Origin of the sequence: Flavobacterium sp. N2038 (assembly GCF_025947185.1) — a bacterium.
GTDB lineage: Bacteria > Bacteroidota > Bacteroidia > Flavobacteriales > Flavobacteriaceae > Flavobacterium.
Genome location: NZ_CP110001.1, coordinates 976,012 through 1,002,731, shown reverse-complemented (window position 1 = coordinate 1,002,731; position 26,720 = coordinate 976,012). Strand labels below are relative to the sequence as shown.

The 26,720-nt window shown below is 32.7% G+C and carries 31 protein-coding genes and 1 tRNA gene; 3 read left to right on the top strand and 29 right to left on the bottom strand.

Translation table 11 applies throughout. From position 1 onward, the window contains the following. Positions 1 to 14: 14 nt before the first annotated feature. The 10 genes from OLM51_RS04415 to pdxA all read right to left on the bottom strand — a co-directional run bounded on the left by OLM51_RS04415 (position 15) and on the right by pdxA (position 6,660). The gene (locus OLM51_RS04415; protein ID WP_264553188.1) at positions 15 to 305 is read right to left on the bottom strand and encodes a hypothetical protein; all 291 of its coding nucleotides are present in this window, start codon (positions 303 to 305) and stop codon (positions 15 to 17) included. A 27-nt stretch (positions 306 to 332) separates the two neighbouring features. Beyond that, entirely contained in the window at positions 333 to 629 is a 297-nt protein-coding gene (locus OLM51_RS04410) for a hypothetical protein (RefSeq protein WP_264553187.1), read from the bottom strand. 44 nt (positions 630 to 673) lie between these two features. Continuing rightward, positions 674 to 970 carry a hypothetical protein gene (locus OLM51_RS04405; protein ID WP_264553186.1) on the bottom strand — a complete coding sequence of 99 codons (297 nt, stop codon included), beginning with the start codon at positions 968 to 970 and terminating at the stop codon, positions 674 to 676. Between the two features lie 44 nt (positions 971 to 1,014). Next, the gene (locus OLM51_RS04400; protein WP_264553185.1) at positions 1,015 to 1,311 is read right to left on the bottom strand and encodes a hypothetical protein; all 297 of its coding nucleotides are present in this window, start codon (positions 1,309 to 1,311) and stop codon (positions 1,015 to 1,017) included. Between the two features lie 313 nt (positions 1,312 to 1,624). Next, positions 1,625 to 2,971 (bottom strand): acetyl-CoA carboxylase biotin carboxylase subunit, encoded by a 1,347-nt coding sequence (accC, locus tag OLM51_RS04395; protein ID WP_264553184.1) that lies wholly within the window; start codon positions 2,969 to 2,971, stop codon positions 1,625 to 1,627. 107 nt (positions 2,972 to 3,078) lie between these two features. After that, positions 3,079 to 3,564, bottom strand: a complete 486-nt coding sequence (gene accB / locus OLM51_RS04390) for an acetyl-CoA carboxylase biotin carboxyl carrier protein (RefSeq protein ID WP_213259996.1) — start codon at positions 3,562 to 3,564, stop codon at positions 3,079 to 3,081. 23 nt (positions 3,565 to 3,587) lie between these two features. Beyond that, the gene (locus tag OLM51_RS04385) at positions 3,588 to 4,586 is read right to left on the bottom strand and encodes a beta-ketoacyl-ACP synthase III (protein WP_264553183.1); all 999 of its coding nucleotides are present in this window, start codon (positions 4,584 to 4,586) and stop codon (positions 3,588 to 3,590) included. A gap of 172 nt (positions 4,587 to 4,758) precedes the next feature. Continuing rightward, a complete protein-coding gene (rpmF, locus tag OLM51_RS04380) occupies positions 4,759 to 4,953 on the bottom strand; it encodes a 50S ribosomal protein L32 (protein WP_008465217.1) in 195 nt (64 codons plus the stop codon). Positions 4,954 to 4,962: 9 nt separating this feature from the next. Continuing rightward, positions 4,963 to 5,505 (bottom strand): YceD family protein, encoded by a 543-nt coding sequence (locus tag OLM51_RS04375; protein WP_213259998.1) that lies wholly within the window; start codon positions 5,503 to 5,505, stop codon positions 4,963 to 4,965. Positions 5,506 to 5,610: 105 nt separating this feature from the next. Further along, positions 5,611 to 6,660 carry a 4-hydroxythreonine-4-phosphate dehydrogenase PdxA gene (gene pdxA / locus OLM51_RS04370; RefSeq protein WP_264553182.1) on the bottom strand — a complete coding sequence of 350 codons (1,050 nt, stop codon included), beginning with the start codon at positions 6,658 to 6,660 and terminating at the stop codon, positions 5,611 to 5,613. Positions 6,661 to 6,717: 57 nt separating this feature from the next. On the opposite strand from pdxA, the gene OLM51_RS04365 reads away from it, so the two are divergent. Further along, on the top strand, positions 6,718 to 7,308 hold the full coding sequence (locus OLM51_RS04365) for a riboflavin synthase (RefSeq protein WP_264553181.1): 591 nt from the start codon (positions 6,718 to 6,720) through the stop codon (positions 7,306 to 7,308). 32 nt (positions 7,309 to 7,340) lie between these two features. Here OLM51_RS04365 and OLM51_RS04360 read toward each other — a convergent pair whose 3' ends face one another. The 5 genes from OLM51_RS04360 to OLM51_RS04340 all read right to left on the bottom strand — a co-directional run bounded on the left by OLM51_RS04360 (position 7,341) and on the right by OLM51_RS04340 (position 11,719). Continuing rightward, complete coding sequence (locus OLM51_RS04360; protein ID WP_264553180.1) at positions 7,341 to 7,589, bottom strand: hypothetical protein; 249 nt, start codon at positions 7,587 to 7,589, stop codon at positions 7,341 to 7,343. Between the two features lie 171 nt (positions 7,590 to 7,760). Further along, a tRNA-Ile gene (locus OLM51_RS04355) sits at positions 7,761 to 7,834 on the bottom strand. 123 nt (positions 7,835 to 7,957) lie between these two features. Further along, positions 7,958 to 8,386 (bottom strand): methylmalonyl-CoA epimerase, encoded by a 429-nt coding sequence (gene mce / locus OLM51_RS04350; protein WP_264553179.1) that lies wholly within the window; start codon positions 8,384 to 8,386, stop codon positions 7,958 to 7,960. 11 nt (positions 8,387 to 8,397) lie between these two features. Then, entirely contained in the window at positions 8,398 to 10,755 is a 2,358-nt protein-coding gene (locus OLM51_RS04345) for a hypothetical protein (RefSeq protein ID WP_264553178.1), read from the bottom strand. Further along, positions 10,715 to 11,719 (bottom strand): hypothetical protein, encoded by a 1,005-nt coding sequence (locus OLM51_RS04340; RefSeq protein ID WP_264553177.1) that lies wholly within the window; start codon positions 11,717 to 11,719, stop codon positions 10,715 to 10,717. The genes OLM51_RS04345 and OLM51_RS04340 overlap by 41 nt, the downstream gene beginning before the upstream one ends. Positions 11,720 to 11,892: 173 nt before the next feature. On the opposite strand from OLM51_RS04340, the gene OLM51_RS04335 reads away from it, so the two are divergent. Next, positions 11,893 to 13,581: an Ig-like domain-containing protein gene (locus OLM51_RS04335; protein ID WP_264553176.1), complete on the top strand. Its 1,689-nt coding sequence runs from the start codon at positions 11,893 to 11,895 to the stop codon at positions 13,579 to 13,581. Here OLM51_RS04335 and OLM51_RS04330 read toward each other — a convergent pair. From OLM51_RS04330 to OLM51_RS04310, 5 genes are all read right to left on the bottom strand, one after another. Next, positions 13,578 to 14,345, bottom strand: a complete 768-nt coding sequence (locus OLM51_RS04330) for a nitrilase family protein (RefSeq protein WP_264553175.1) — start codon at positions 14,343 to 14,345, stop codon at positions 13,578 to 13,580. The two genes, OLM51_RS04335 and OLM51_RS04330, sit on opposite strands and share 4 nt — an antisense overlap. Before the next feature lie 54 nt (positions 14,346 to 14,399). Next, positions 14,400 to 15,170, bottom strand: a complete 771-nt coding sequence (locus OLM51_RS04325) for a DeoR/GlpR family DNA-binding transcription regulator (protein WP_264553174.1) — start codon at positions 15,168 to 15,170, stop codon at positions 14,400 to 14,402. A 134-nt stretch (positions 15,171 to 15,304) separates the two neighbouring features. Next, on the bottom strand, positions 15,305 to 16,051 hold the full coding sequence (locus OLM51_RS04320; protein ID WP_264553173.1) for a succinate dehydrogenase/fumarate reductase iron-sulfur subunit: 747 nt from the start codon (positions 16,049 to 16,051) through the stop codon (positions 15,305 to 15,307). Positions 16,052 to 16,146: 95 nt separating this feature from the next. Then, a complete protein-coding gene (locus OLM51_RS04315) occupies positions 16,147 to 18,147 on the bottom strand; it encodes a fumarate reductase/succinate dehydrogenase flavoprotein subunit (protein ID WP_264553172.1) in 2,001 nt (666 codons plus the stop codon). 12 nt (positions 18,148 to 18,159) lie between these two features. Next, the gene (locus OLM51_RS04310) at positions 18,160 to 18,825 is read right to left on the bottom strand and encodes a succinate dehydrogenase cytochrome b subunit (RefSeq protein WP_213260260.1); all 666 of its coding nucleotides are present in this window, start codon (positions 18,823 to 18,825) and stop codon (positions 18,160 to 18,162) included. A 347-nt stretch (positions 18,826 to 19,172) separates the two neighbouring features. On the opposite strand from OLM51_RS04310, the gene OLM51_RS04305 reads away from it, so the two are divergent. Then, positions 19,173 to 20,534 carry a hydroxymethylglutaryl-CoA synthase family protein gene (locus tag OLM51_RS04305; RefSeq protein WP_264553171.1) on the top strand — a complete coding sequence of 454 codons (1,362 nt, stop codon included), beginning with the start codon at positions 19,173 to 19,175 and terminating at the stop codon, positions 20,532 to 20,534. 72 nt (positions 20,535 to 20,606) lie between these two features. Here OLM51_RS04305 and OLM51_RS04300 read toward each other — a convergent pair whose 3' ends face one another. The 9 genes from OLM51_RS04300 to OLM51_RS04260 all read right to left on the bottom strand — a co-directional run bounded on the left by OLM51_RS04300 (position 20,607) and on the right by OLM51_RS04260 (position 26,715). Next, on the bottom strand, positions 20,607 to 21,986 hold the full coding sequence (locus tag OLM51_RS04300) for a hypothetical protein (protein WP_264553170.1): 1,380 nt from the start codon (positions 21,984 to 21,986) through the stop codon (positions 20,607 to 20,609). Continuing rightward, positions 21,983 to 23,257: a hypothetical protein gene (locus OLM51_RS04295; RefSeq protein WP_264553169.1), complete on the bottom strand. Its 1,275-nt coding sequence runs from the start codon at positions 23,255 to 23,257 to the stop codon at positions 21,983 to 21,985. The genes OLM51_RS04300 and OLM51_RS04295 overlap by 4 nt, the downstream gene beginning before the upstream one ends. Before the next feature lie 280 nt (positions 23,258 to 23,537). Then, the gene (locus OLM51_RS04290) at positions 23,538 to 23,720 is read right to left on the bottom strand and encodes a hypothetical protein (RefSeq protein WP_264553168.1); all 183 of its coding nucleotides are present in this window, start codon (positions 23,718 to 23,720) and stop codon (positions 23,538 to 23,540) included. 81 nt (positions 23,721 to 23,801) lie between these two features. After that, entirely contained in the window at positions 23,802 to 24,173 is a 372-nt protein-coding gene (locus tag OLM51_RS04285; RefSeq protein WP_264553167.1) for a hypothetical protein, read from the bottom strand. Between the two features lie 71 nt (positions 24,174 to 24,244). Then, positions 24,245 to 24,799: a hypothetical protein gene (locus OLM51_RS04280; protein ID WP_264553166.1), complete on the bottom strand. Its 555-nt coding sequence runs from the start codon at positions 24,797 to 24,799 to the stop codon at positions 24,245 to 24,247. 102 nt (positions 24,800 to 24,901) lie between these two features. Next, positions 24,902 to 25,153 (bottom strand): LytTR family transcriptional regulator DNA-binding domain-containing protein, encoded by a 252-nt coding sequence (locus tag OLM51_RS04275; RefSeq protein WP_264553165.1) that lies wholly within the window; start codon positions 25,151 to 25,153, stop codon positions 24,902 to 24,904. Beyond that, positions 25,119 to 25,640 (bottom strand): hypothetical protein, encoded by a 522-nt coding sequence (locus OLM51_RS04270; RefSeq protein WP_264553164.1) that lies wholly within the window; start codon positions 25,638 to 25,640, stop codon positions 25,119 to 25,121. Before OLM51_RS04270 ends, OLM51_RS04275 begins: the two co-directional genes overlap by 35 nt. A 318-nt stretch (positions 25,641 to 25,958) precedes the next feature. After that, positions 25,959 to 26,264: a hypothetical protein gene (locus OLM51_RS04265; protein WP_264553163.1), complete on the bottom strand. Its 306-nt coding sequence runs from the start codon at positions 26,262 to 26,264 to the stop codon at positions 25,959 to 25,961. Between the two features lie 13 nt (positions 26,265 to 26,277). Continuing rightward, positions 26,278 to 26,715 carry a GNAT family N-acetyltransferase gene (locus tag OLM51_RS04260; RefSeq protein WP_264553162.1) on the bottom strand — a complete coding sequence of 146 codons (438 nt, stop codon included), beginning with the start codon at positions 26,713 to 26,715 and terminating at the stop codon, positions 26,278 to 26,280. Positions 26,716 to 26,720 lie beyond the last annotated feature (5 nt).

Genomic DNA, 26,720 nt, shown 5'->3' with positions numbered 1-26,720 from the left:
GATTGGTTTTATAGTTATTTTTTAAGAATGTTTCCTTGCGCGTCTGTGTAAACAATTGATTTTGTCTCTCTAACGATAATTTCGATTTTATATTCTTTTTTATCGTTTACATACGCTTTTTCTAATTTTACACCTGGATAAGCATTATCCAAAGCTGTTTTAATTGCCGCCGGAACAGCATCAACTTCTTTATACTCATCCTGAAACTTTACTAACGGAGCTACTGTATTTGTAACTTCAATAGTTGCTGCTTGTGATGACAACCCTCCTAAAAGGATCGCTGCCGATAAGATTAACTTTTTCATAATGATATTATTTTAGTGTTAAACTAATTATTTTTTTACCCAAGATCCGTCAGCATTTGCATACAACGAACCAACTTTGTCACCTACTGTAATTTCAAGCTTGTATTGAGAAGCTGTATTTTTATAGGCTTTATTAAGAACTGCAGTTGGATAAGCTTTTTTAAGCGCATCTGTCACTGCAGAAGGAACTTCTTCATTTTTAATTTCTGTGTATTCGTCCTGAATAGAAATTGTTTTTACGATTGTAGTTGTGATTGGAGAAGTTGAAGCAAATAATGTTAAACCTCCCAAAACGATTGCGGCTGATAAAAATAGATTTTTCATAATGTGTGTATATTTAAAATTAATTTATTTGGAACAAAAAGGGATTATTTTTTAATCCAGGTTCCATCTGCATTAGCATAAAGAGATCCAACTTTATCCCCTACAGTTACGTCTAATTTATATTGAGAAGCTGTATTTTTAAATGCTTTAGAAAGTACTGCATCTGGATATGCTTTTTTAAGAGCAACTGTTACTGCAGAAGGCACTTCCTCTAATTTAATTTCTGTGTATTCGTCCTGAATAGAAATTGTTTTTACGATTGTAGTTGCGATTGGTGAAGTTGAAGCAAATGACGTTAAACCTCCCAAAACGATTGCGGCTGATAAAAATAAATTTTTCATAATGTGTATATTTAATAGTTAATTTGATTAAAAGTTAATTTGGATTATTTCTGAATCCAGGTTCCGTCAGCGTTCGCAAAAAGATTTCCTGTTTTTTCACCAACAGTAACATCTAGTTTATATTGAGAAGCTGCATTTTTATATGCTTTAGTAAGCACTGCATTTGGAAATGATTTTTTTAATGATTCAGTGATTGGAGCCGGTAATTCTTCTAATTTAATTTCGGTATATTCATCCTGAACTGAAATTGATTTTACGATAGAATTTGTAATTGGCGAAGTTGAAGCAAATGAAGTTAAACTTCCCAAAACAAGAGCGGCTGATATAAATAATCTTTTCATAGTAGTATATTTTTTAGTTTTTAATAGTTGTCTACGCTTTAGATAATGAAACAATTGTGCCGCAAATCCAATATCACCTTCAAAAGCCGCTAAACCCCTTATTCTTAAAGACATTGAAGTAAAAACCAGAAATTCCCGAACAGTCATAAAAGTGTGTAAACCAACTAAATAGTGTGTAAAAAGTATACACTATTTGTGTTTACTTCTGTAATTCAAAACAAAATCAAAACAGAAAAAGCCCGACAGACTTTAAAATCTATCAGGCTCAAAAATTGTATTAAATAAAAAAGACCGTCAATTGACGGTCTTAAATTTATTCTGGACTATTCATTTTAAATGTATCCATAAATGCAGTAGTATAATCTCCTGCAATATATCTTGGATCATCCATTAATTGTCTGTGAAAAGGGATTGTAGTTTTTATACCTTCAATAACAAATTCATCCAAAGCTCTGCGCATTTTGCTAATAGCTTCTTCACGTGATTGTGCTGTTGTAATTAACTTAGCAATCATTGAATCGTAATTTGGCGGAATACTATAACCTGAATAAACGTGAGTATCTAAACGAACTCCATGTCCTCCTGGCATATGAAGTGTAGTAATTTTTCCTGGTGAAGGACGAAAATCGTTATATGGATCTTCGGCATTAATACGACATTCGATAGCGTGTAATTGTGGTAAATAGTTTTTTCCTGAAATTGGAATTCCGGCTGCTACCATAATTTGCTCACGGATCAAATCATAATCAATAACTTGTTCTGTAATTGGGTGCTCTACCTGAATACGAGTATTCATTTCCATGAAGTAGAAGTTTCTGTGTTTATCAACCAAAAACTCTACAGTTCCGGCTCCTTCATATTTAATGAATTCAGCAGCTTTTACAGCAGCCTCTCCCATTTTTGCACGAAGTTCATCTGTCATGAAAGGCGAAGGTGTTTCTTCAGTAAGTTTTTGGTGACGACGCTGAACAGAACAATCTCTTTCAGAAAGGTGACATGCTTTACCGTAAGAATCTCCAACAACCTGAATTTCGATATGACGTGGTTCTTCGATAAGTTTCTCCATGTACATTCCGTCATTACCAAAAGCTGCAGCAGCTTCCTGACGTGCACTTTCCCAAGCTTTTAAAAGCTCATCTTCTTTCCAGATCGCACGCATTCCTTTTCCACCACCACCAGCAGTAGCTTTCATCATAACTGGATAACCAATTTCTTTAGCTACTTTTTGTGCATGCTCATAAGATTCTAATAATCCGTCTGAACCTGGTACACAAGGAACTCCTGCTGCTTTCATTGTAGCTTTAGCAGAAGCTTTATCTCCCATTCTGTCGATCATTTCAGGAGCAGCACCAATAAATTTGATACCGTGTTCCTGACAAATTTTAGAGAATTTAGCATTCTCAGAAAGAAATCCGTATCCTGGGTGTATTGCATCTGCATTTGTAATTTCTGCAGCAGCAATAATATTTGACATTTTTAAATACGATAAGTTACTTGGAGGGGGACCAATACAAACCGCTTCATCAGCAAACTTAACATGAAGGCTTTCTGCATCGGCTGTAGAGTAAACTGCTACAGTTTTAATTCCCATTTCCTTGCATGTACGAATTACACGAAGTGCAATTTCTCCTCTATTTGCAATTAATATTTTTTTAAACATCTTATTTTAATTAGATAATTAGACAATTTGATAATTAGATAATTTTAGATGATTAACAAAACTTTCTTGCAAATCGTTCTAAAATCTAAAATCTAAAATCTAAATTTTTATGATGGATCTACTAAGAATAATGGTTGATCAAATTCTACCGGAGACATATCGTCAACAAGAATTTTTACAATTTTACCTGAAACTTCTGATTCAATTTCGTTGAATAATTTCATTGCTTCAATTACACAAAGAACATCTCCTTTTGCAATAGTACTTCCTACCTCAGTAAAAACTGGTTTATCCGGAGATGGTTTTCTATAGAATGTTCCAATAATTGGAGATTTTATAGTTATGAATTTAGAATCGTTAGCAGCTGGAGCCTCTGGTGCTACATTTACAACAACCGGAGCAGTTTGTTGAGGAGCAGTAGTTTGCGGTAATGCAGCCTGAGCTGGCAATTGCTGTACATAAGTAGCCTCAGTTACATTTGTTTCTAAAGTTGTTCTGATCGTGATTTTTACATCATCCATTTCTAACTTTACTTCTGCAACTCCCGAATTTGCTACAAATTTGATTAGGTTTTGAATTTCTTTTAAATCCATAATGATTCGTTTTTAGTTTTGATTTATTTTGTATCGTAAGCCCATTTTAAGTAAATAGATCCCCAAGTGAATCCACCACCAAAAGCGGCAAAAATAATATTATCTCCTTTTTTAAGCTTTTGCTCAAAGTCAGCCAATACTAATGGCAATGTTGCTGAAGTTGTATTACCATATCTTTCGATATTCATTAATACTTTTGAATCTTCAAGATTCATTCTTCCTGCCGTAGCATCAATAATACGCTTGTTAGCCTGATGTGGCACTAACCAGTTAACATCCTGATTTGACAAATTGTTTCTTTGCAAAATCAATTCGCTTGCATCGGCCATATTAGTTACAGCATATTTAAAAACGGTTTTCCCGTCCTGAATAATATTGTGCTGCCTGTTTTTAACTGTCTCTTCTGTAGTTGGGATTAGAGAACCTCCGGCAGAAATTTTAAGAAAATCGCGTCCTACACCATCACTTCTTAAGTATTCATCCTGCAAACCTAAACCTTCATGATTTGGTTCGAATAGAACAGCACCTGCTCCATCTCCAAAAATAATACAAGTAGATCTGTCTGTGTAATCCACAATTGATGACATTTTATCGGCACCAATTAATAATACTTTTTTGTAACGTCCTGACTGAATATAAGCTGCAGCAGTTGACATTCCGTATAAAAAACTTGAGCACGCTGCCTGCAAATCGTATGCAAATGCATTGGTAGCCCCAATTTCTGTTGCAACATAAACTCCTGTAGAGGCTACCGGCATATCTGCTGTAGCTGTTGCCATTATAATCATATCAATCTCTAAAGGATCAATATTTGCTTTTTCAATTAAATTCTGTGCTGCTTTTATAGCAAGAAACGAAGTTCCTTTATCAGCATCTTTAAGAATTCTTCTCTCTTTAATTCCGGTACGAGTGGTAATCCATTCGTCATTGGTATCTACCATGGTTTCCAATACTTTGTTAGAAAGCACAAAGTCTGGAACATAAGCTCCAACAGCGGTAATTGCGGCTGTGATTGTATTCATTATATTCTATTATTTCCTTCCAAATACTGCTATTTGAAAAATTTTTAAAAGACCTGAAAATTACAAAAAAAAAAGAAATTAATCTGTAGATAATTTCTTAAAAAAAGAAAATTATAACCAACAAAAAAAACTCTCACTATGTGAGAGTTCCAGTATAATTTACAAAAACGTATTAAGCAACCGCTTCAGATTTATCGATAACAACTTGCCCTCTGTAATACATTTTACCTTCATGCCAGTAAGCTCTGTGGTATAAATGTGCTTCTCCAGTAATTGGACATGTAGCGATTTGAGCTACAGTAGCTTTATAATGTGTTCTTCTTTTATCTCTTCTTGTTTTCGAGGTTTTTCTCTTAGGATGTGCCATTTTACTATATTATTTATCCGTTAATAGTTTCTTTAATTTTTCCCAACGCGGGTCAATATCTTCTTCTTGTTTATTCTCAACTTTTTCTTCTTTGACTCTTAATTCATTCAGTTTATTTAAAGCTTCTGTCTGTAAACTTCCGTCTTTAACTCCTGGATGAACTCGTTTTAGAGGTACCGAGAGAGCAATCATTTCATAAATGTATTGTGCTACATCTATTTCAAACTCTCCATGTGGTAAAATCAACAACTCTTCGTTATCATTATTAAACTCATCTCCAAAACGAACAATCAATTTCATTTTACCTTTTAGAGGCAAATCAAAATCTTCGCTTGTCAGATCACAAGGCACATTAACCGTCCCTTTATGTTTAAAATCTAACTCAAGCATGGTGCTTTTCTTATCTAAAACCAAACTTACTTTGATATCCGAACTTTGAAATTCGTTATACTCAAAGTTCTCAAAGAACTTGTTATTTACCTGATACTCAAAATGGTGTTTTCCTAGTTTTAATCCTACGAAAGGAATTAAAAATTCTTTTGTTTTGCTCATTTCAACATCAATTTGAACAATCCTCATCTGTAAACAGACATCTGAATTGGGGTGCAAAGATATAAAATTATTACAAATCTAATAATCTTATTCACCTTTTTTTGTTTATAACTGTTTTTCTTTTATTTTAAGAGGTTTTTGGCTAATCTCCTCATACTGATTACGCGAACGAAAAATATCAATCGCGAGATACACTGCTTCTTTAAACGAATTGAAATCTGCCATATCTTTTCCAGCAATATCATAAGCTGTACCATGGTCCGGCGAGGTTCTTACTCGATCTAAACCTGCAGTATAATTGACTCCTTTACCAAAAGACAATGTTTTAAAAGGAATCAATCCCTGATCGTGATACGTTGCCACAATAGCATCATATTTTTCATACTGACTACTTCCAAAAAAGCCATCTGCAGAAAATGGACCAAAAACCATCGTTCCTGCATCAAATATTTTTTTTAATGCCGGCTTTAAAATCAAATCTTCTTCTTTTCCTATTACACCACCATCTCCACTATGTGGATTTAACCCCAATACAGCAATTTTTGGTTTTACAATACTAAAGTCCTGAATCAATGATTTTCTTATTGTTTCAATTTTTCTTGCAATTAATTCTTCTGTCAAATGAGAAGAAACTTCATTTAAAGGTACATGATCTGTCAACAAACCTACTCTCAAATTATCCTGCACCATCATCATCAGGGCATTCCCTTCTAATTCCTGATCAAGATAATCGGTGTGTCCCGGAAATTTAAATTCTTCTGACTGAATATTGTATTTATTTATTGGAGCCGTAACCAGAACATCTATCAAACCTTCTTTCAAAGCTTTGGTTGCCGCAACGAATGACTTAATAGCGTATTCTCCAATTTTCTCATCATTCTTACCAAAATTAATATCAATACCTTCTTTCCATAAGTTCAAAACATTAACTTTTCCCGGAAGAACCTGATCTAACTTGTCAACTCCATGAAACTGAACAGTCGAAGTAAAACTTTTTTTAACAAATGAAAGTATCTTAGCATTTGCAAAAATAACCGGCGTACACATTTCTAACATTCTTGAATCCTCAAATGTTTTCAATATAACCTCGCTTCCAATACCGTTTAAATCCCCTACTGAAATTCCAACAATTATATTTTCTGCTTTTTTATTCATGAGCTCAGCTTATTTATTACTAATTTTGATGTGCAAATTTAGTAAAATAAAACTACAATGTTTACAGGAATTATAGAAACACTTGGAAGGATTCATGAAATCCAAAAAGATCAAAACAATCTTCACATAACAGTTGACTCATCAATCACTAACGAATTAAAAATAGACCAAAGCGTTTCACATAATGGAATATGCCTTACAGTTGTGGCTATTAAAGACACTTTTTACACCGTTACCGCAATAGACGAAACGATTTTAAAGACCAACATAGGCGAGTGGAAAGAGGGCGATATTGTAAACCTGGAAAGAGGAATGAAACTTGGAGACCGTCTTGACGGACATATTGTACAAGGCCATGTGGATCAAACCGGAACCTGCATTAAAATTGAAGAAGCAAACGGAAGCTGGAATTATACTTTTGAGTACGACAGCAACCTAAACAATATAACAATCGAAAAAGGCTCAATTACAGTAAATGGTGTAAGCTTAACAGTTGTAAATTCTAAAACAAATGAATTTAGTGTTTCAATTATCCCTTATACATTTGAGAACACCAACTTTAAAAACTTTGCAGTTGGAACCAAAATAAATTTAGAATTTGATGTTGTAGGCAAATACATTTCGAGATTATATTCTATTAATAAATAAACTCAAAATGCAATTACAAAAAAAAGCTTCAATTAAAATTGAAGCTTTTTTTTGATTTCATCTTTATATATATAAACAGCACCTAACAGAATCCCTCCCACCACTAAAAATATTAAATTCTGATCAATTGGCATACCCGGAAGTGGCTGACCCCCTTGTGGCTGCACTCCCCTTCTTGCCGGCGGAGGCATCTGTGCTGGTGGAGTGGTACCTGCAAAAACACTGGAAACACTTATTATAGTTAAAAAAAGTACGGGAAAAATAGCTTTAATTATCTTCATAACTTTAAACCTGCCTAAGCAAGCACAATTTTAAATTAGACTTGGGGTCCTTATGGAAATTTCGCACAAAATCCTTTCTCGCAAAGGGTTTGCTCGACAAATGTATAAGATTTTTGCAGAAATACAACTTAAAAATAAAAAAAAGCTTCATAAAAATATGAAGCTTTTTTGTGGTCCCACCTGGGCTCGAACCAGGGACCACCTGATTATGAGTCAGGTGCTCTAACCAGCTGAGCTATAGGACCGGTTTGAGGATGCAATATTACTACTATTTTTCATTCACTCCAAATATTTTGGGACATGATTTACATTTTATTCCAATTCAATGTCAATGATTTCAATATTAATATTGATTTTCAGGCGATTATTCAAAAACTAAAATTGATATTTTTTTGCTTAATTTCCTGACAAAGCTCAACCAAAACCCCATTTGTGTTTTTTGGATGCAGAAAAACCACCAATTTATTATCTGCACCTTTCTTCGGAACTTCATTAATCAAGACAAAACCCTCTTCTTTTAAGCGCGAAATCTCTGCGTGAATATCTTCAACATCAAAAGCAATATGATGAATACCTTCTCCTTTTTTTTCTAAAAACTTTGCAATTGGGCTTTCCGGCTTCGTAGCCATTAAAAGTTCTATTTTACTTTCACCGGTTTGAAAAAACGAAGTCAAAACCCCTTCACTTTCTACTTCTTCCATTTTATAAGAAGAAACACCTAATAATTTTTCAAACAAAACATTAGCATCAGCCATGTTATTTACTGCAATCCCAATGTGTTCAATTTTATTAACCATTTTATCTGAATTTATCGATTAATGTAAGTATTAAAGTAACCACACTCAGCAATTACATCCTGATAATACTTAGTATCTGCGTACTCTTTTTTTAATATTTTAAAACCGTTCCAGGCAATAAAATTTATTTTATCATCTTCAGCAGTCCACCAATTCTTAACATTATTATATTTATTATTATAATATTCATTTCGTTCACATTTTGATATCAAATAAATACATTTTGCCTTTTGCTCTTTTGTACTGGCTGCTTCAAAAGCTTTTTGGTAATACATTTTTGGCAAGTCACAATTGGTAATCATTTTTTTCATTGAATCTCTAAAAGAATACGGACTTGAACCATAACCTATAATGCTGATCTCATAAAATGTTCTTCCATTTCCAAAATGTGTGATATTATAAAAAGCATTTCCAAGCAACAAACTATTTGTATAAACATCTTCTTTTTGAGCCAGTTTATCCTGCATTGCTTTAATTGTATTTAGAAAATCCAGCTGTGTATATTTTTTCTTCTGATATGCAGCATGATCGCAATCATGACAATCTTTTATATTTCCGTTAAAAGGATTTCCCAAAAATTTAGAATACTGAACAGAATCTGTTTGTTGCATAAAAACAATTGCTTCAGGGATTTTATTTTTAAATGTTGCCTGAACTGCCTGGAAATTATTAATATCTTTTAATTTTAAACTATAAATTCCTGCTCCAATTTTTTCGATTTCACTTTTATCCTGTTTAGACAAAAACGTTTTTATACCCGATAGATTTTTTTCGTCATCGTAAAACGAATTTCCATCATTCCAATAACTATATCTAGATTCTCCAAATATTTCAGCCATTACCGCATTTCCTTTTTCTCTATAAAGAGTCGACAAATAGCTTCTACTCCATGAAGAAGCATTTTGATAACGAAATTCCTCTCCTTTATAATTTTTCGGAAGCTCATAGTACAACCAATTCAAATCAGCCAGAATTGTTTTTTCGTTTTTATCTGTAAGTTTATCAATTTTACTTAAGTTATTTACAAAACGCAACAAACGAAGCTGCATCCCTGCTAAATCTGTTTTCGGAAGCGTTTTTACCGCTTTATCAAAATTCTTATCCGCACTGGCATAATCTTCTTTTAAAGTTTGCAAATAACCTAGAGACAAATCCCATAGATATGGCCTGTCTGTATTTCCTGCAGCCGAAATTTTAGCAATTAGGTCTAGTGCTTTTTTATCAACTTTAATTTGATTTTCTGCTTTGCTTTCTACTACGGTCAGTTTTTTTCTCGGCTGATCTTCTCCACCATCTTGCTGAAATGAATTATTAAGAGACTGCTCAAGTCCATTAACCAATCGTGTCGCCAGATAATTTAAATGCTCACTTTTTGGATCTAATTCATAAATTTTCTCAATGGCTTGTTTTTCATCTTTATAATATCCGTGAATAGCCCAAAGTGCGGCTTTTTCTTTATTATCTTTAGCCATGGTCAGTGCTTTATTCCAGTCAGTTTCGTTTTTTGGCTTAAAACTATAAGCCGTCACAACTCGTAATTCAGGACATTTATCAAAAACCTTCGCATACAAATAATTTGAAGTGGCATATTTTTTCTGCTGATAATTGATTCCTGCAACATAAGCAAGCGCTCTGTAATACAAAACATTTTTCGGCACTGAACTCTCTGTTTTATTAAAAAACTCAATCGCTTTTTGTTTATTATTACTATAAAAACGAGCCTTCATTGTCAGAAACCAATATCTGTTTTTTAAAAATGAATCTGAAGTCATATTGTATACGTTCTCAATTGACTGAATCATTTTTGGATCATTAAAAGTCTTCGCCACTACCGGCTCATAGCTCCAATAATCTTTATTAATCGAAACTGTTTCAATCTTCTGTGCCAAATACAAAAACTCAATAAAGCTTTTTACTTTTTCTTCTTTCAGATTTATCTTCTTTCCCCATTTTAAAGACGAAGCATTATTCTTTTTTGTCTTGTAATAAACATGAAGATCTGCAATCTCTTCTTTATTTCTTATAACATCTTTATCATCAGAATAATACCTTGTACTTTCTTTTCCAATTAAAAAATAATTAACAGTTGTAGTATCTACTTTTCCTTTTAAATAAGTCGACCAGTCTGATTTTATATTTTCATTAAAACGTGAATTGTGTTGCGTATCAAATCCAATTCCGTAGAAAATGCCTCCGGATAAAAAAAGTGGGGAATATGATTTATCTGCAAAAGTTTCCGGAGTAAAATTTGAATTATAGGCTCCGAAATAATCCCAATCTCCATCTGCGCATGCATATATTATTCCGGAAACCGAAAGTAAGACAACACTAGAAACAAGAAATAACTTGTTTAAAAATATTCTTTTCATAATTATTTAAATTGAATTCGTCTAAATCGTAAAATATAATTTCTTTTGGATTCTGAGCTGAATTTTCATGCAAATCTTCGGCCATTTCTATTAAATCCTGAGAAGAAATTGCTTCAATTTTAAGCAAATCATTCTCTTCATAAAACACTCCGTTTTTATAATTGGATTCTTTAACTTTGAAAAAAACGGGACTGATTTGTTCAAAGTTTTTATCTTTTTTAAGTGCTTCAAAATTTAATTTTGCACGAAGCCCTAAAACTTTTTGATCTCTGATATGTATTCCCCATGAATATACAGGCAAAGCAAAATCAAGATGCAGGGGATATTTCTTTAAACTTTTAAGGTATTTCTCTGAAATTTTCTGACTGTAAATCGAATTTAATGAATCCGCCGAAATACTTCCCACGTTATAGAACATCAAAACACCAGAATCAACATTAGGGATTTTAGTTTTTTTGAAATACTTAACCTGATGAAGCCGTATTGTTGCCGAGAGTTTTTTCTTTGAAAGTTTTTTAAAAGCTTCGATAAATTTCAAGTAATTTACTTTGCTGTCGAGCGACCAATCACAATCAATTTGAATTTCTGAAACTGAAATTTTATTCTTGCTATTGATTTCAGAAAGCAAGTGAAATATTTTCTTCGCCAAATCTTCACTATCAAAACCAGCCTGAAGCATAACTTTGTTCTGGATAAAAACTACCGGAACTATTTCAAAATCCCTGAGATCTTGCTGAAAATGTATAGCACTTATAGGAAACGGTTTTTGAGTTTCAGGATGAAGTCCAATATCAAAATATCTCACATAGAGCTTTTGAACATTATTTTCCTTTAAAACCTCTTTTTCTTTTTCTGAAAATTTCAAATTGGTTTTCCAATAATAAAAGGCAGTACGAACTTCATTCTTTTTACTGCAGGCAATCAGCAAAAAAAACAATAAACCTGCAAAAAATCTTTTAATCAAAACCAGAGGAAATTAAATTTAAAACCAAAAGTAAGAAATTATTACCCATTATTGCTTTTGAATCTAAAAAAAACCTTGAAAATTAAACACCGCAAAACCCTAATAAAAGGATAAAAAATTTCGATTAAAGCAAATATAATTGTTATTTTGTGCAATCAAATTTAAAGACCGCTATGTTGAAAAGCAAATTCAAATACATTTCATTTTTATTCGTTTTATTAATGATGAGCTGCGCCAAAAGAGGCAGCATTACTGGCGGATTAAAAGATACACTGGCTCCGGTTTTAAGATCAAGCACACCTAAAAATTTTACAACAGATTTTAAAGCAAATGAAATTGTATTAACATTTGATGAATATGTAAAGCTTAAAGACATACATAAACAGCTTATTATTTCACCACCAATGAAATATGAGCCACTTATATTACCTACTACTGCAAGTAAATTTATAAGTATCAAGATCAAAGACACCTTGCAGCCAAATACAACTTACAGTTTTAATTTTGGACAAAGCATTGCAGACAATAACGAGGGAAATCCAATTAATCAATTTAAATATATTTTCTCTACAGGATCTTATATTGACTCCCTTTCAATTCAGGGAATTGTTAAGGATTCTCATGAGAAGAATGTCGATAATTTTGTTTCTGTAATGTTGTATGAAATGAATGATAAATTTAAAGATTCTGCCGTTTACAAAGAATCTCCAAGATATATCACAAATACATTAGACAGTTTACGAACTTTTAAACTGGAAAACCTTAAGGCTGGAAAATACCTTTTGGTGGCAATGAAAGACAAAAACAGCAACAATAAATTCAACCCTAAAGACGATAAAATAGGCTTTATTAAACACCCTATTACCGTACCAAATGATACTATTTTTGAATTAGAGTTATTCAAAGAAACTTTACCGCTAAAAACATTCAAACCAGTTCAGGCGTCCGGGAACAGACTTTACCTTCCTTATGATGGCAAACAAAACTTCAAGCTTTCTAAGCCAAAAATTACGCTTAAAAACAACACAGAAGTTCTGGAGACTATCGTTACTCAGTTTCCTAAAAAAGATTCACTTCAAATTTGGTACAAACCACTTAAAGCAGATTCTTTAACAGTAGAAACAAGTGCTCCTAATTATGATAAAAAGTTTACAATAAAGATTAAGGATCAGAAAAAAGACACTTTAAATATTACGGCATTACAAAATGGTATTCTAAATTTTAGAGATAAATTCACATTAGAATCTGCTACTCCGCTGGTTAAATTTGACAAATCAAAAATAAGATTGATCAATAAAGATTCTGTTGCGGTAGATTTTACCACAGAATACGATGAATTTGAACAAAAATACTCTCTAGACTTCAAAAAAGAACCTCTGGAAAAATACAAGATTACCTTCTTCCCGGGAGCATTAACTGATTTCTACGAAAAATCAAATGATACTTTATCTTATAAATTATCTACAAAAGAATTAGAAGATTACGGAAATCTGGTAATGAATCTACAGAATGTAAAACGTTTTCCTATCATTATTGAACTATTGAATAAAAAAGGAGACAATATAATTGCTTCTGAATATTCTGAAGGTAATACTAAAATCGAGTTCAATTTACTGGCACCTGAAGAATTTACTGTTCGAATTATTTACGATGATAACAAGAATAAAATTTACGACACCGGAAATTTCTTAAGCAAAACATATTCTGAAGAGGTCTTCTATTTTCAAAAAGGTGTTGATGTGCGATCTAATTGGGATGTTGACCAAGCAATTGACCTAAGCATACCTTATAGTCCTGAAGTCGAAAAGAAAGCAGACAAGAAAAAGCAAAAAGACGAAGAGAAAAAAAGAAAAGCCTTTTAAATTTTAATTTCGAAGAAATCTCTGTCACTTAAAAAATCAAGTTTTTTTCGTGTTTCCAGCATTATATTTTTATCTAATTCAACCACAAAAACATTTTCTGCTTCTTGTGGTTGTAAAATATAATTACCTAAAAAATCAATCACTTGCGAATGCCCAATATGTTCGTAATTATTGGCATCCAGACCAACTCTGTTAACACCAACTACATAACTTAGATTCTCTACCGCACGTGCTTTTAGCAACGTATCCCAGGCATTGGTACGAACTTTAGGCCAGTTAGCAACATACAAAAGCAGATCATAATTTTCTGCATTACGGGCAAAAACCGGAAATCTTAAATCATAACAAACTTGCAGACAGATTTTCCAGTCTAAATAATCAACAATTACTTTTTGATTTCCCGCAGTATAAAATTTATCTTCTCCTGCCAATGAAAACAAATGTCGCTTATTGTAATATTGAAATTCTCCCGAGGGAAAAACAAAAAGCATCCTGTTATAAAACTTCCCCTCTTCAACAATAATCACACTCCCTGTAAGAGCACATTTTCTTTTTTTAGCAACAGACTGCATCCAATGAATTGTTTCGCCTTGCATTTCCTCTGCAACTTCTAATGCATTCATCGTAAATCCGGTTGAAAACATTTCGGGAAGTACAATTAAATTTACATCAGAATCAATCTGATTTATCTTTATCTCAAAATTTTTTCTGTTCTCTGAAGGTTTTTCCCAATAAAGATCTGATTGTATTAAGGCAATTTTCATATTTCAAATTTATAATGATGCAGCAAAATCAGCTGTCAAAAAATCATGGCACTTTTAAATAATAACAAGATCCGGAGTTCTGTAAGGCTGTAACTTTTCATCGTCAGGATTTAATTCAGTAATTATATAATCAACCTCGGATAAATTGGCAATTTTCATTTTTAAAACTGTATTCAGCTTTTCTGAAATAGTAAGGATTGCCGTTTTCCTGGAAGCTTTAATCATTGCTTTTTTCACCTGAACAGTCTCCCAGTCAGAATCCGAGTATCCACCTTCAACATCTAAAGCATTTGTACCAAAAACAAGCAAATCTGCCTTTATGTTTGCTAATTGATGAAATACATCCCCGCTCACACACATTTGGCTATAAGAAGAAATACTTCCGCCAATCATAATCGTTTTTATATTGGGTTTATCTAAAAGCTGAACTGCCGAAAGTGCTGTAATAGTAAAGACCGTAAGATTCAAATCATTTGGTATCAAACGGATAAATTCTCTGATTGTAGTTCCGCCATCAATTAACAAAACCATCCCATCATGGAGAAGTCCTGCGGCTTTTTGAGCAATGAGCTGTTTTGATTCAACAGCATAAGTTTGATTTGATGAAGAATAGTGATATCCTTTCGCCATCGCTCCGCCTTTCACTTTAATCAAAAGAGCTTCAGATTCAAGTTCATTAATATCGCGACGAACTGTATCTTCAGAAACACCTAATTTCGCTGATAAGGTTTCAAAACTTACGCGCGTATGCAGGTTTATCTCTTTTAAAATATGATTTTTACGCTCTTCCTTGCTATAATTTGCTACTTCACTATCATTGCTCATGTAAATACATTTTAGTTCTTACAAATGTACGTAATTCACGCAAATATTTTTTGAGAAACTGCATTTCAAATAGGTTACAAAAAAAAAGCATCTGCCAGATGACAGATGCTTTTTTAATTTATTTAAAAGATGTATTATCCTTTCAAACTTGCTGCTAAATATTCACGGTTCATACGTGCGATATTTTCAAGAGAAATTCCTTTTGGACATTCTACTTCGCAAGCTCCGGTGTTTGTACAGTTTCCAAAACCTTCCAAATCCATTTGGTGAACCATGTTTAATACACGATCAGTTGCTTCAACTTTACCTTGAGGTAATAATGCATATTGAGAAACTTTTGCAGAAACGAATAACATTGCCGAAGAGTTTTTACAAGTTGCAACACAAGCTCCGCAACCAATACAAGCAGCAGCATCAAATGATTTATCTGCATCATCTTTATTAACTGGAATTGTATTTGCATCAATTGTATTTCCTGAAGTATTTACAGAAACGAATCCTCCTGCATGTTGAATTCTATCGAACGAAGTTCTATCAACAACTAAATCTTTAATTACTGGAAAAGCTTTTGCTCTAAATGGTTCGATAAAAATCGTGTCACCATCTTTAAACATACGCATGTGTAACTGACAAGTTGTAACACCTCTGTCTGGTCCGTGCGCTTCTCCGTTGATGAATAAAGAACACATCCCGCAGATTCCTTCACGACAATCGTGGTCAAATGCTACTGGCTCTTCTCCTTTGTTTATTAAACCTTCGTTAAGAACGTCTAACATTTCAAGGAAAGACATATCTGGTTCAATTCCATCAATAGGATATTCTACAATCCCTCCTTTATCTTGAGCGTTTTTTTGACGCCATATTTTTAATGTAAGTTTCATACCTTTTTCGTTTGAAAGTCATAAAGTCGAAAGTCGAAAGTCGCTTGGCACATTTTGCCTTTTGACTTTAAGACTTTGGGCTTTCGACCAAATTCTTATTTATAACTTCTTTGAACTAATTTAATGTTTTCGTAATTAAGAGGTTCTTTGTGTAATACTGCATCACTTGGTTTTCCTTTGTATTCCCAAGCTGCAACGTATGCAAAGTTGTCGTCATCACGAAGTGCTTCTCCTTCTTCTGTTTGGTACTCCTCACGGAAGTGACCTCCACAAGATTCGTTACGGTGTAAAGCATCTTTTGCGAACAATTCTCCTAATTCTAAGAAATCGGCAACACGAGTTGCTTTTTCCAATTCCTGATTAAATTCGTTAGCGTTTCCAGGAACTTTTACATCTTTATAAAACTCTTCACGTAAAGCAGCAATTTCTTCGATAGCTTCGGCTAAACCTTTAGCGTTACGAGCCATACCTACTTTATTCCACATGATTTTTCCAAGTTTTTTGTGGAAATAATCTACAGAATGTTTACCATTGTTATTGATAAATTTATTGATTTGATCTACAACTGCTTTTTCAGCTTCAACGAATTCTGGCAAGTCTGTAGAAATTTCCCCCATTTTAATATCTGGAGCTAAATAATCTCCAATAGTATATGGCAATACGAAATATCCATCAGCTAAACCTTGCATTAAAGCAGAAGCTCCAAGTCTGTTTGCTCCGTGATCAGAGAAGTTAGATTCTCCAATTGAGAAACATCCCGGAATTGTAGTCATTAAGTTATAATCAACCCAAGTTCCACCCATTGTGTAGTGAACCGCTGGGTAAATCATCATTGGTGTTGTATAAGGATCTTCGTCGACGATTTTGTAATACATCTGGAATAAGTTTCCGTATTTACTTTTCACGATTGCAGCTCCTAATTTAGTTACCAAAGCAGCATCTTTATCATCTAAACCTTTTACGTAAGCATCTTCAGTTCCGTAACGTTTAATTGCCGCTGCGAAATCTAAGTAAACTGCTTCACCCGTTTTATTAACTCCAAAACCAGCATCACATCTTTCTTTAGCCGCACGAGATGCAACGTCACGAGGTACTAAGTTACCAAAAGCAGGATATCTTCTTTCTAAGAAATAATCTCTTTGGTCTTCAGATAAATCAGTTGCTTTTTTCTTTCCTTCACGGATTGCTTTTGCATCTTCCAAGTTTTTTGGAACCCAAATACGACCGTCATTACGTAAAGATTCAGACATCAAAGTCAGTTTTGACTGGTGATCTCCTGAAACCGGAATACATGTTGGGTGAATTTGTGTATAACAAGGATTTGCGAAAAACGCTCCTTTTTTATGAATTTTCCAAGCTGCTGTTGCGTTACTTCCCATAGCATTTGTTGAAAGGAAAAATACGTTTCCGTATCCTCCAGAACCAACTACTACTGCGTGAGCAGAATGTCTTTCTATTTCTCCAGTGATTAAGTTACGAGCGATAATTCCTCTCGCTTTTCCGTTCACGATTACAATGTCAAGCATTTCGTGACGGTTGTACATTTTAATTTTTCCACGACCAATTTGACGGTTCATTGCAGAATAAGCTCCTAACAATAATTGTTGTCCCGTTTGTCCTTGTGCGTAAAATGTACGAGAAACCAAAGTTCCTCCAAAAGAACGGTTATCTAAAAGTCCGCCATATTCACGAGCCAATGGTACACCTTGAGCAACACATTGGTCAATAATATTTCCAGAAACTTCAGCCAAACGGTAAACATTTGCCTCACGTGCACGGTAGTCACCTCCTTTTACAGTGTCATAAAACAATCTGTAAATTGAATCACCATCACCTTTATAGTTTTTTGCTGCGTTGATACCTCCTTGTGCTGCGATTGAGTGCGCACGACGTGGAGAATCTTGAAAGCAAAATGCTTTTACGTTATATCCTAACTCTGCCAAAGTAGCCGCAGCCGAACCTCCAGCCAAACCTGTACCAACAACGATAATATCTAAATTACGTTTGTTAGCAGGGTTTACTAAATTAATATGATCTTTATAATTTGTCCATTTGTCCGCTATAGGACCGTTTGGAATTTTTGAATCTAATGCCATTATAATTGATTATTAATTATTGAAATGATGAACTAAAGCAATGATAATGAAAAGTGCCGGTACAATAACCGCAAATCCATAACCAACTTTACTTAAGAATCGAGAGTACTTGTTATGCATCCCCATAGATTGAAGAGAAGATGCAAATCCGTGCCAAAGGTGGAAACCTAAAAGCACAAAAGCCACACAATATAATCCTGTACGGATTGGATCATGGAATTTATGAACTAACTCACCATAATACCTTGTTGCATCTGGAGCTGTACCTGCAATATACTTGTAAGTAACCTCAGGAAACCAGAAATCATAAAAATGCAATCCTAAGAATGCTAAAATAACTAGTCCGGAAATAATCATATTTCTTGAACTCCAGGAAGCATTTGCAGCTCCATTGTATTTTGCATACGCAATTGGCCTTGCAGCGCTGTTTTGAGCGGTCAATACAAATCCCATTACGAAATGGAAAATTACTCCGAATGCCAAAACTGGTTGCATTACATATTGTATCAGCGGATTGTAACCCATAAAATGAGAAGCTTCGTTGAAAACGTTCTCACTAATTATAGAAATAAAATTTAAGGAAACATGCAGCGCTAAAAACGTGATTAAGAATATTCCCGAAAGAGCCATAGCCACTTTCTTTAAGATGGAAGCATTCAACTGTGCAGATTGTGCCATAAGTGTTAAGTAGTTTGTTTTAAAAAATTACACAAAAATAACTCAAATACAAAAGAACTACAACCATTTCGCTGTTATTTATAATCATTTTAAAATAGAAAATGCATACGTATTTTTACGTACAAAAATATTGTTAATAACATTTAATTTAGTATAACAAGCCATTCTCTGCCTCTTAGACCTCATTTTCAATACGTATAAAGACTCCCGAAAATTTATGATATTATTATTTTATTCAAACTTTTGATTTGTTTTCTTCAAAAGTGCTTCCGGCTCTCAATTTTATCAAAGCAAAAAATTGTCATTCCATAACATAGTTTTACCTTTAGCCGCTCAAAAAATTAAGAATGAAAACAGGAATTGACGCTATTTCTTTTGATGTAGCCAACATACATTTGCCTATAAAAACTTTGGCAACTGCCCGAAATATTGAACCGGAAAAATTAGAAAAAGGTCTTGGACTACTTAAAATGACCTTACCAGACGTTCACCAGGATGTAGTAGTTTTTGGAGCAAACGCTTTGACAAAATTAATCATCGATACTAAAATAAACTTAAACGAAATAAGCCGGATTTATGTTGGTACCGAAAGTGGAATCGACAGCTCTAAGCCAATCAGTTCCTATTTAATTAATTTAATGGAACAAAAATTTGGCGAAGATGTTTTAGCCGAATGCGATGTTGTCGATTTTACTTTTGCCTGCATTGGTGGTGTTGACGCTCTGCAAAACTGTCTTGATTTCGTCAAACTGAATCCGACTAAAAAAGCGATTGTGGTTGCGACAGATTTTGCAAAATACGATCTAAACTCTACAGGGGAATACACACAAGGTGCCGGCGCCGTTGCAATGTTAGTAACTTCAAATCCAAAAATCATAGCTTTTGATGACAATTGGGCAACGAGCACAAAGGGAGTTTTTGACTTCTTTAAACCTTACAGAAGTATTTCGAAAAAAGAAATTACAAAGAACGAAAGTAATGATCCCTGGTTTGACAATTTAGAAGCCGAAATCGAAATTCATAAAGATCAGCCTGTTTTTGACGGTCAATATTCAAACCAATGTTATATGGATCGTACGCGTAATGCTTATTTTTCATTCAAGAAATTAAAAAACGCAACCGAAACTTTATACAACACTTGGCATAGTATTGTAATGCATTTACCCTATTCTTTCCAAGGACGCAGAATGTTATCCGAAATTTACGCTTTAGACAGTGCTGAAAAAATCATTGCTGACGATATTGCACCAGCCGATTATCAGACAAAAATTAAAGAAGTAGCAAAATCTGATGCCTATAGAAGTTTTGTAACTGAAAAATTACAGCCTGCCGAATTGGCTTCTTCTTTGATTGGGAACCTTTACACTGGTTCTATTTTCATGGGATTATTGTCGACTTTAGCTCATTTTTACGATACTAAAAAAGAAATTGAAGGAACTAAACTCGGTTTCTTAGCTTACGGAAGCGGGTCAAAATCGAAAGTTTTTGAAGGAACGATTCAGCCAGAATGGAAATCGGCTTTACAAAATGTAAAGCTTTTTGAAAATTTAGCAGAAAGTGTAGAAATTGACTTCAATACTTATGAAAGTCTTCACAAGAAAGAACAAAAACAAAGTATCAGAACTCCTAAAAATGAATGGATTTTAGACCGAATTGAAAAAGAAATTCCTGTCTTGACCGGAGCTCGATATTATAAATGGATCGATTAAATTTCATCCCAATAGCTATTCCAAAACTCACAAAAAAACCGAAGTAATTTACTTCGGTTTTTTTTGTGAGTATCAATTATCTTCATAATGCTCTTTAATTTCTTTTAAAATCTCATACACAACATCAATATTTTTTTCTTTATATCTTCTTGCCCAAAAGCTATAGATCCAAACAGTACTAAACTTTGAACTGTAACTTACCTCATTATTATCTCTTTCCGAATTCATTTCGGCATTTTTACTTATTGAATTCAACACATTTTCTGAGGCATATGGACTTAAATTATCAAAATAATATTCTGGAAACTCCTTTTTAGCACCAAAAATCATTGTTTTATACATTTTATCTAATGATTCTTCCGGATTTTCAGTTTTATAAATATCATCATGACTACTTATAAGCGTGTTTACTATTTCATTTAAACTCGAATCGTAATAATTTTTTTGAGACAAGAAGGTATACAGCAATACATTATAACTATCAAATGTATTTCTAATTGCCTCAGGATTTCTTCGTATTTTCTTATCAACTTTGTTTATCTCATCATACTCTTCATAAAAGAAACCTCTTTCAGCTGCTCTTCTTAGCTGCATAAAAGACTGACCTTTTTCTAACTCTAAAAAACCTGACAAAAATAGTTTTGTTAAATCCTGAGCTTTAGCATCATCGTATTTTTCATCATTAAACAAGTTCTTAAAATATCCCTCTGTTTCAACATCAGGAAAACTCATCTCATTAAAACCATAATAATCAGATTCTTCTTCTTCACCCTCTCCTTCGCTCTCACTTTCGCCTGCAACTGCAGCTGAAGATTCATCTACAACTGCAACTTGAGGTAAGGTTCCTATTTGAGAATCTTCTTTTTTAAATAAATTCTGAACAATACCATATAAACTATCACTACCATAGGAAGTTACCCATAAAGATTCGCTTGAAACTACAAATAAACATCCTGAAAAAATAATTACTGAAATGACCCCCATTAAAAATCCAAAAAACTTTGTTATTTCATTTATCGATTCTCTTACTCTTAACAAAAGGCCGATCGTTATGCTAGAAATAGTTAAAATCAGTAATGAAGCAAAAAAATCAGACATAAAACCACCATTCTTAACTCCTATTTCAATTTCTGAACAAAGACCAACAATAGATATAATAAGAGTTAAAGCACCTAGAATGATAGTGATAAAAAAGGAATTTCTCCAAAATTTGTCATTTGGCGTCTGATTATTAACTTCCTCAATTGTCGAATCCGAATCAATAATCCCAACTATTATTCTTTGGATCAATACAGAAAATGCCGATATGGCTAAGGCCAAAAAGCCAAAGATTAACACCAAAGTTCTTTCAATCTGTTCGTAATCTGAATAGTAGAAATTTTTGAATGCAAAAAACCCAATCAGTATTATTACAATTTGAATTATTAGAACTATTTTGTATGACTTTATCATTCTTGTGTTTTGTTATAATGTTCTTTTATTTCATTTAAAATTATAGCAATTTCTTTTGCATTTCCTTCATGATTTCTTCTGGCCCAAAAACTATAAAACCATATCAAATCAGAATCGTGAAACTCATCGCCATTGGTTAATTTGTAATCCCGAAGTTTTTTAATGGTTTGAAAAGAAAAATAAGTCTCAAATTGCGAAAAATACCCTTCCATAGTTGGCCCTTCAGCATCATCAGGTATATCCATCGCTTTATAAATTTCTTCCAATTTTTGATTTTCTGAGCCCATATCATCATAAGTTAAAAGCAACCCCTCAACGATTTTATCAAAATTGGCTGTTCGATAAACTTCAGGCGAAATAACACTGTAGACTACTGATCTGTAATTCTCAAATCCTGAATAGAGTTCGTCAGGGCTTTTTCTCAGATCATCTATATACTGAACAAGATAATAGTGGTCATTAACTGTAATATGATCATCTAAGCTTCGCTTCATTAAAAGTCTAACGTCATAAAAATCATACTTCCCCTCAAGACCGCCCCAATCTCCAATTAATGAATTCCAGGATGAAATCAATTTCGATTCTTCTTCTCCGTCAATTTCTTCATCATTATCATAACTTTCGTCATAATCTCCTGTTTCTTCAACATTAGCTGCCGAAACCTCTTTTGACTCCATTTGATATCTGTATCTTTCCGAAGCTTCCATAAAGTTGATTACAAAAGCAGCTTCATAAGCTAATGCTATACTAGCTATAAAAAAGCCGAAGACCAGAATAACAACTCCCATTGTCTTGTTTGTTTTCCAATAAATTCCGGTCGCCAGTAAAAAAGAAGCCAATAATAAACTTACTATCACAACAAGAAGAGATCTGGAAAAAACCAAGCTATAAAAAAACACGGCCTGATCTATAATGAATGGATCTTTACGAGAAAGTGCTACAGAAAAAACAGAAATAATTAATAAAAAAAAGATGTTGCAGTAAAAAGCAAACTTCCAAAAGTTTCTGGCACGATTCTGTTTTTGAGTGTCGGCATCATTTTCTAAAATATCTTGCTTTTTGAAAAAGACACCTATAATTGCTGCAAGACAAGCAATAACAAAAAAAAGTAACGGAACCGCATGTCCGTAATTAAACTCATATGGATGAAATCCTCTTATGTTAAGAAGTTTTTGACTTCTGAAATTCATTAAAATTAAAATTCCAAGTAAAAGAGCCGGAATAAATTGAAGCAACAATACAGTTTTAAAAAATCTTGTTTTTTTATCCATAATAAGGTTTAGTGGTAGTGTAGGAAATTGCTCAAAACTATTAAAAAAAATTTAACATTTAGGAGTTACAATTTATTTTTTTGACAGAAAATATATCCAATTTTAACTTTTAAAAACCAAACATACATCTGCTTGATTTACAGCCACATCAAACTTATTATCTTTATCATTAAAAATCTTAACTCTCTCAATTCTACAAAAAAACCGAAGCAATTTACTTCGGTTATTTAAAAAATAGCATGTAAAACCAGCTTTACAAACTTATAAAGTCGGAATAAAGTCAATCCTTCTTATGCTGTTCGGTATAATTTTGATTTCCTTTAATTCGGGTGTCTTCAGTATGCATTCCGTTTGCCATTCCTAGCATAAAGGCCGTTATTACAATTACAAATTTTCTTTTTATCCAATGAAGAAGTGGTCGCTCAGATTGCTCCAAGCGTGAGTTTTTATTTTGTTTATACATTTTGAAAATGATAAATGATTAGACATTATTGTATCATCTTATGCTTTGAAATCGCATAAAGCCACAGAAAAATAAATTTTCTTAAGCGCTGTATAAACTTTTATTAAAGTGTTTTGAAGTGATTATTTCATTTATAAAAACAGATTGTTTTATGAATGAACTTAATTTTTGATGAAGCAGATTTTGCAATTTCAGAAGTTTCTTAATCTGAAAAGTAAAAACATTTTCGGTTTTAAGAAAATTCAAAACAATCGAAAATCTTATCTTACCACAAGAAACAACTTGCCCAAATTTATATAAACGAGAACTCTTGAGATTTAATTCTCTTCTTAAAACTACAAATGAAGATTGGTAATATTCAGCCGATTTAGATTGAGAATACAAAGTACCATCACCCGCAATCACGACAAAAGCGAGAAAGAGTGCAATTAGGTATTTTAGATGTTTTTTCAATCTTTTAAATTCTGAATTATTAAACGAAAATACGAATTAAAACAAAAGTTCCAATTTTAAAAATATCACTTTTATTCGTTTAAAACTTTTTCTTTTATATAAAACAACAACCCTAATCCCAACACAAAAACTATACAACTCAAAAGCATCCAAACTCCATTTCTCAAAACAAAAAAAGAAAACCCTACTCCAACGGAACCAACAATTACCATCAAAGACTTCATAGTTTCTGTCTTAATAAAAGTAAAGGTATGAATCGCTAAACCAAGAAAAAGCAACGATGGACCAATAGCAACAAATGGATAAAAAATCTCTGGCGAATTACTGATTTGCTGACTTAATGCTTCTTTTGCAATTTCATTATTTCCGTAACTTGACATTATAAAATCAATTGTACAGAGGCCAATATGTGCAATAACGCCCAAAGTTGTCAATACAGAAGCAATAGTATTTATTTTGTTTTTTGGAAATGCATCATTAAACGACAATAAAAAACAAGCACCAATTAGATTAAACCAATGCGCAAAATCTATCGAAGTATTGAAACTCGGCAAAATGTTAGAAAATAATAAATAACTGGCTAGAAAAAATGATAACCCGATCAGGCAAAAATGTTTTGTTTTCATAATTTATTTTAAAAATTGATGAAGCAAAACTATTTTTAAAAACCAGCTTAATGGCACGTTTTACTGACTTTGGTACGAAACCTTTTGTTTTAGGTACGAAATTTACAACATCAAAAGTGTTTCTTTATAATTTTTAGAAACCGGAAGTTCAATTTGAGTTAAAATGATGGTATTTGAATTTCGCCAGGATTTAAAATGCATCTGATTTATTAAATGTGAACGGTGAATTTGAACTAAAAAACCGAAATCGTCGTGTATTTTTTTGAGAGAAGCTCGAATAAGTTTTGAATGAAGTTTATCATTTTCGAGATAAAAAATCTCAACATAATTTTGAGCATTTGAAATGCAAACCAAATCTTTTTTTGATTTTTAGAATATCCAATCTGTTTTCTCCTCTAAAAACTAAAATATCATCTTTTACCGGAATTAGTTTTATTAAATATCTTCTTGCGAGAATAATTACGGGAGTTAAAATTAGCGCCACTTTTATAAATATTACCGAAAAGAATTCTGAGAAATTATAACCGCCGTTTAGAATTGGGCTTTTGTAAAAAGCAAAAACACCAATTAAATATAGTATATGAAAGAGTAAAATGGCCGCTATTTCTAAACTAATATTCCATTTTCTGATTCTTTTATAAAAGATTTTTTGAATAATTGCCAAAACACCATAACACAAAAAAGCCATTATACTAAACCCAAAACTAATAAAAAACCAAGCTCTAAAATTTATAGTACCGTCGTCAAAAGGTTTTATGATGAAAGCAAAAATAAAAATCCATAGACTAAAGAATAAACCTATTATTAGATTGTGTTTTATGGATATGTTTAGTTGTTTCATTTTTAGAACTTTTGACTCCTTTTTTAATACTATTTTCGAATTTAAATAGAGACCTGACAGGTTTTAAAAACCTGTCAGGTCTAATATCAAAACTATTATTCCATTTTCTAATTCTTTTACAGAAGCTTTTTTAAATAATTGCCAAAACACCATAACACAAAAAAGCCATTACACTAAACCCAAAACTTATGAAAAACCAAGCTCTGAAATTTATAGTACCGTAATCAAAAGGTTTTATGATGAAAGCAAAAATAAAAATCCATAGACTAAAGAATAAACCTATTATTAGATTCTGTTTTATGTATGTGTTTAGTTGTTTCATTTTGAATTATAATTACTCGAACCACTATTTAACTCTTTCATTTCAAAAAAACACACATCACAAATAAGTTTTATTCCAGCAAATGCTTCAGATATATCGTTCCATTCTCCTTGTTCAAGAAGTATTTTATCGCATTCATCGCACCAGGCATTTAATTCATCATTACTATATATCTTTGTCGGATCTGAATCAAACGATTCCCAAAAACCTGTAAATTCTGAGGTTACTAAGTGCTGACATACAAAGGCATTGTTTCTTAGTCCATGATTACTGCATTCTACTTTTTTATGGTTTTCTGACATTAGTTTTTAGCATTTATTTATAAATCGTAAACTTATTATGACTCAAAGTAAAACCAAGATTCTCATAAATCGCTACATTCTCAACTCGCTTTTTATTTGTCGTTACTTCAATGCTTTTTAAATTATGTTGTTCTGCATAATTTAAAATTTCATTTATCAATAATCGCCCAACGCCTTGGCCTCTATATTTTTGATGAATAAAAAACTCCTGAATCTCACCAACCAATCCGCAATGATGCAGCAGATTTTGGGTATGAAAGCTAATAAAACCTAAACCTTCCTTTTCGTTTTCGGCAATCAGATAAAGATTTTTCGGGTTTGAAATATTTTCATTGAAAATTGTTTCGAAAACTTCAAAATCTAAAATTTCATTTTCGAGTTCGCAGATTGCTTTGTAAACAAAATCTAAGTCTTGTTTTTCTACTTTTCTGATTTTAATTTTTGGTTTCATACTAA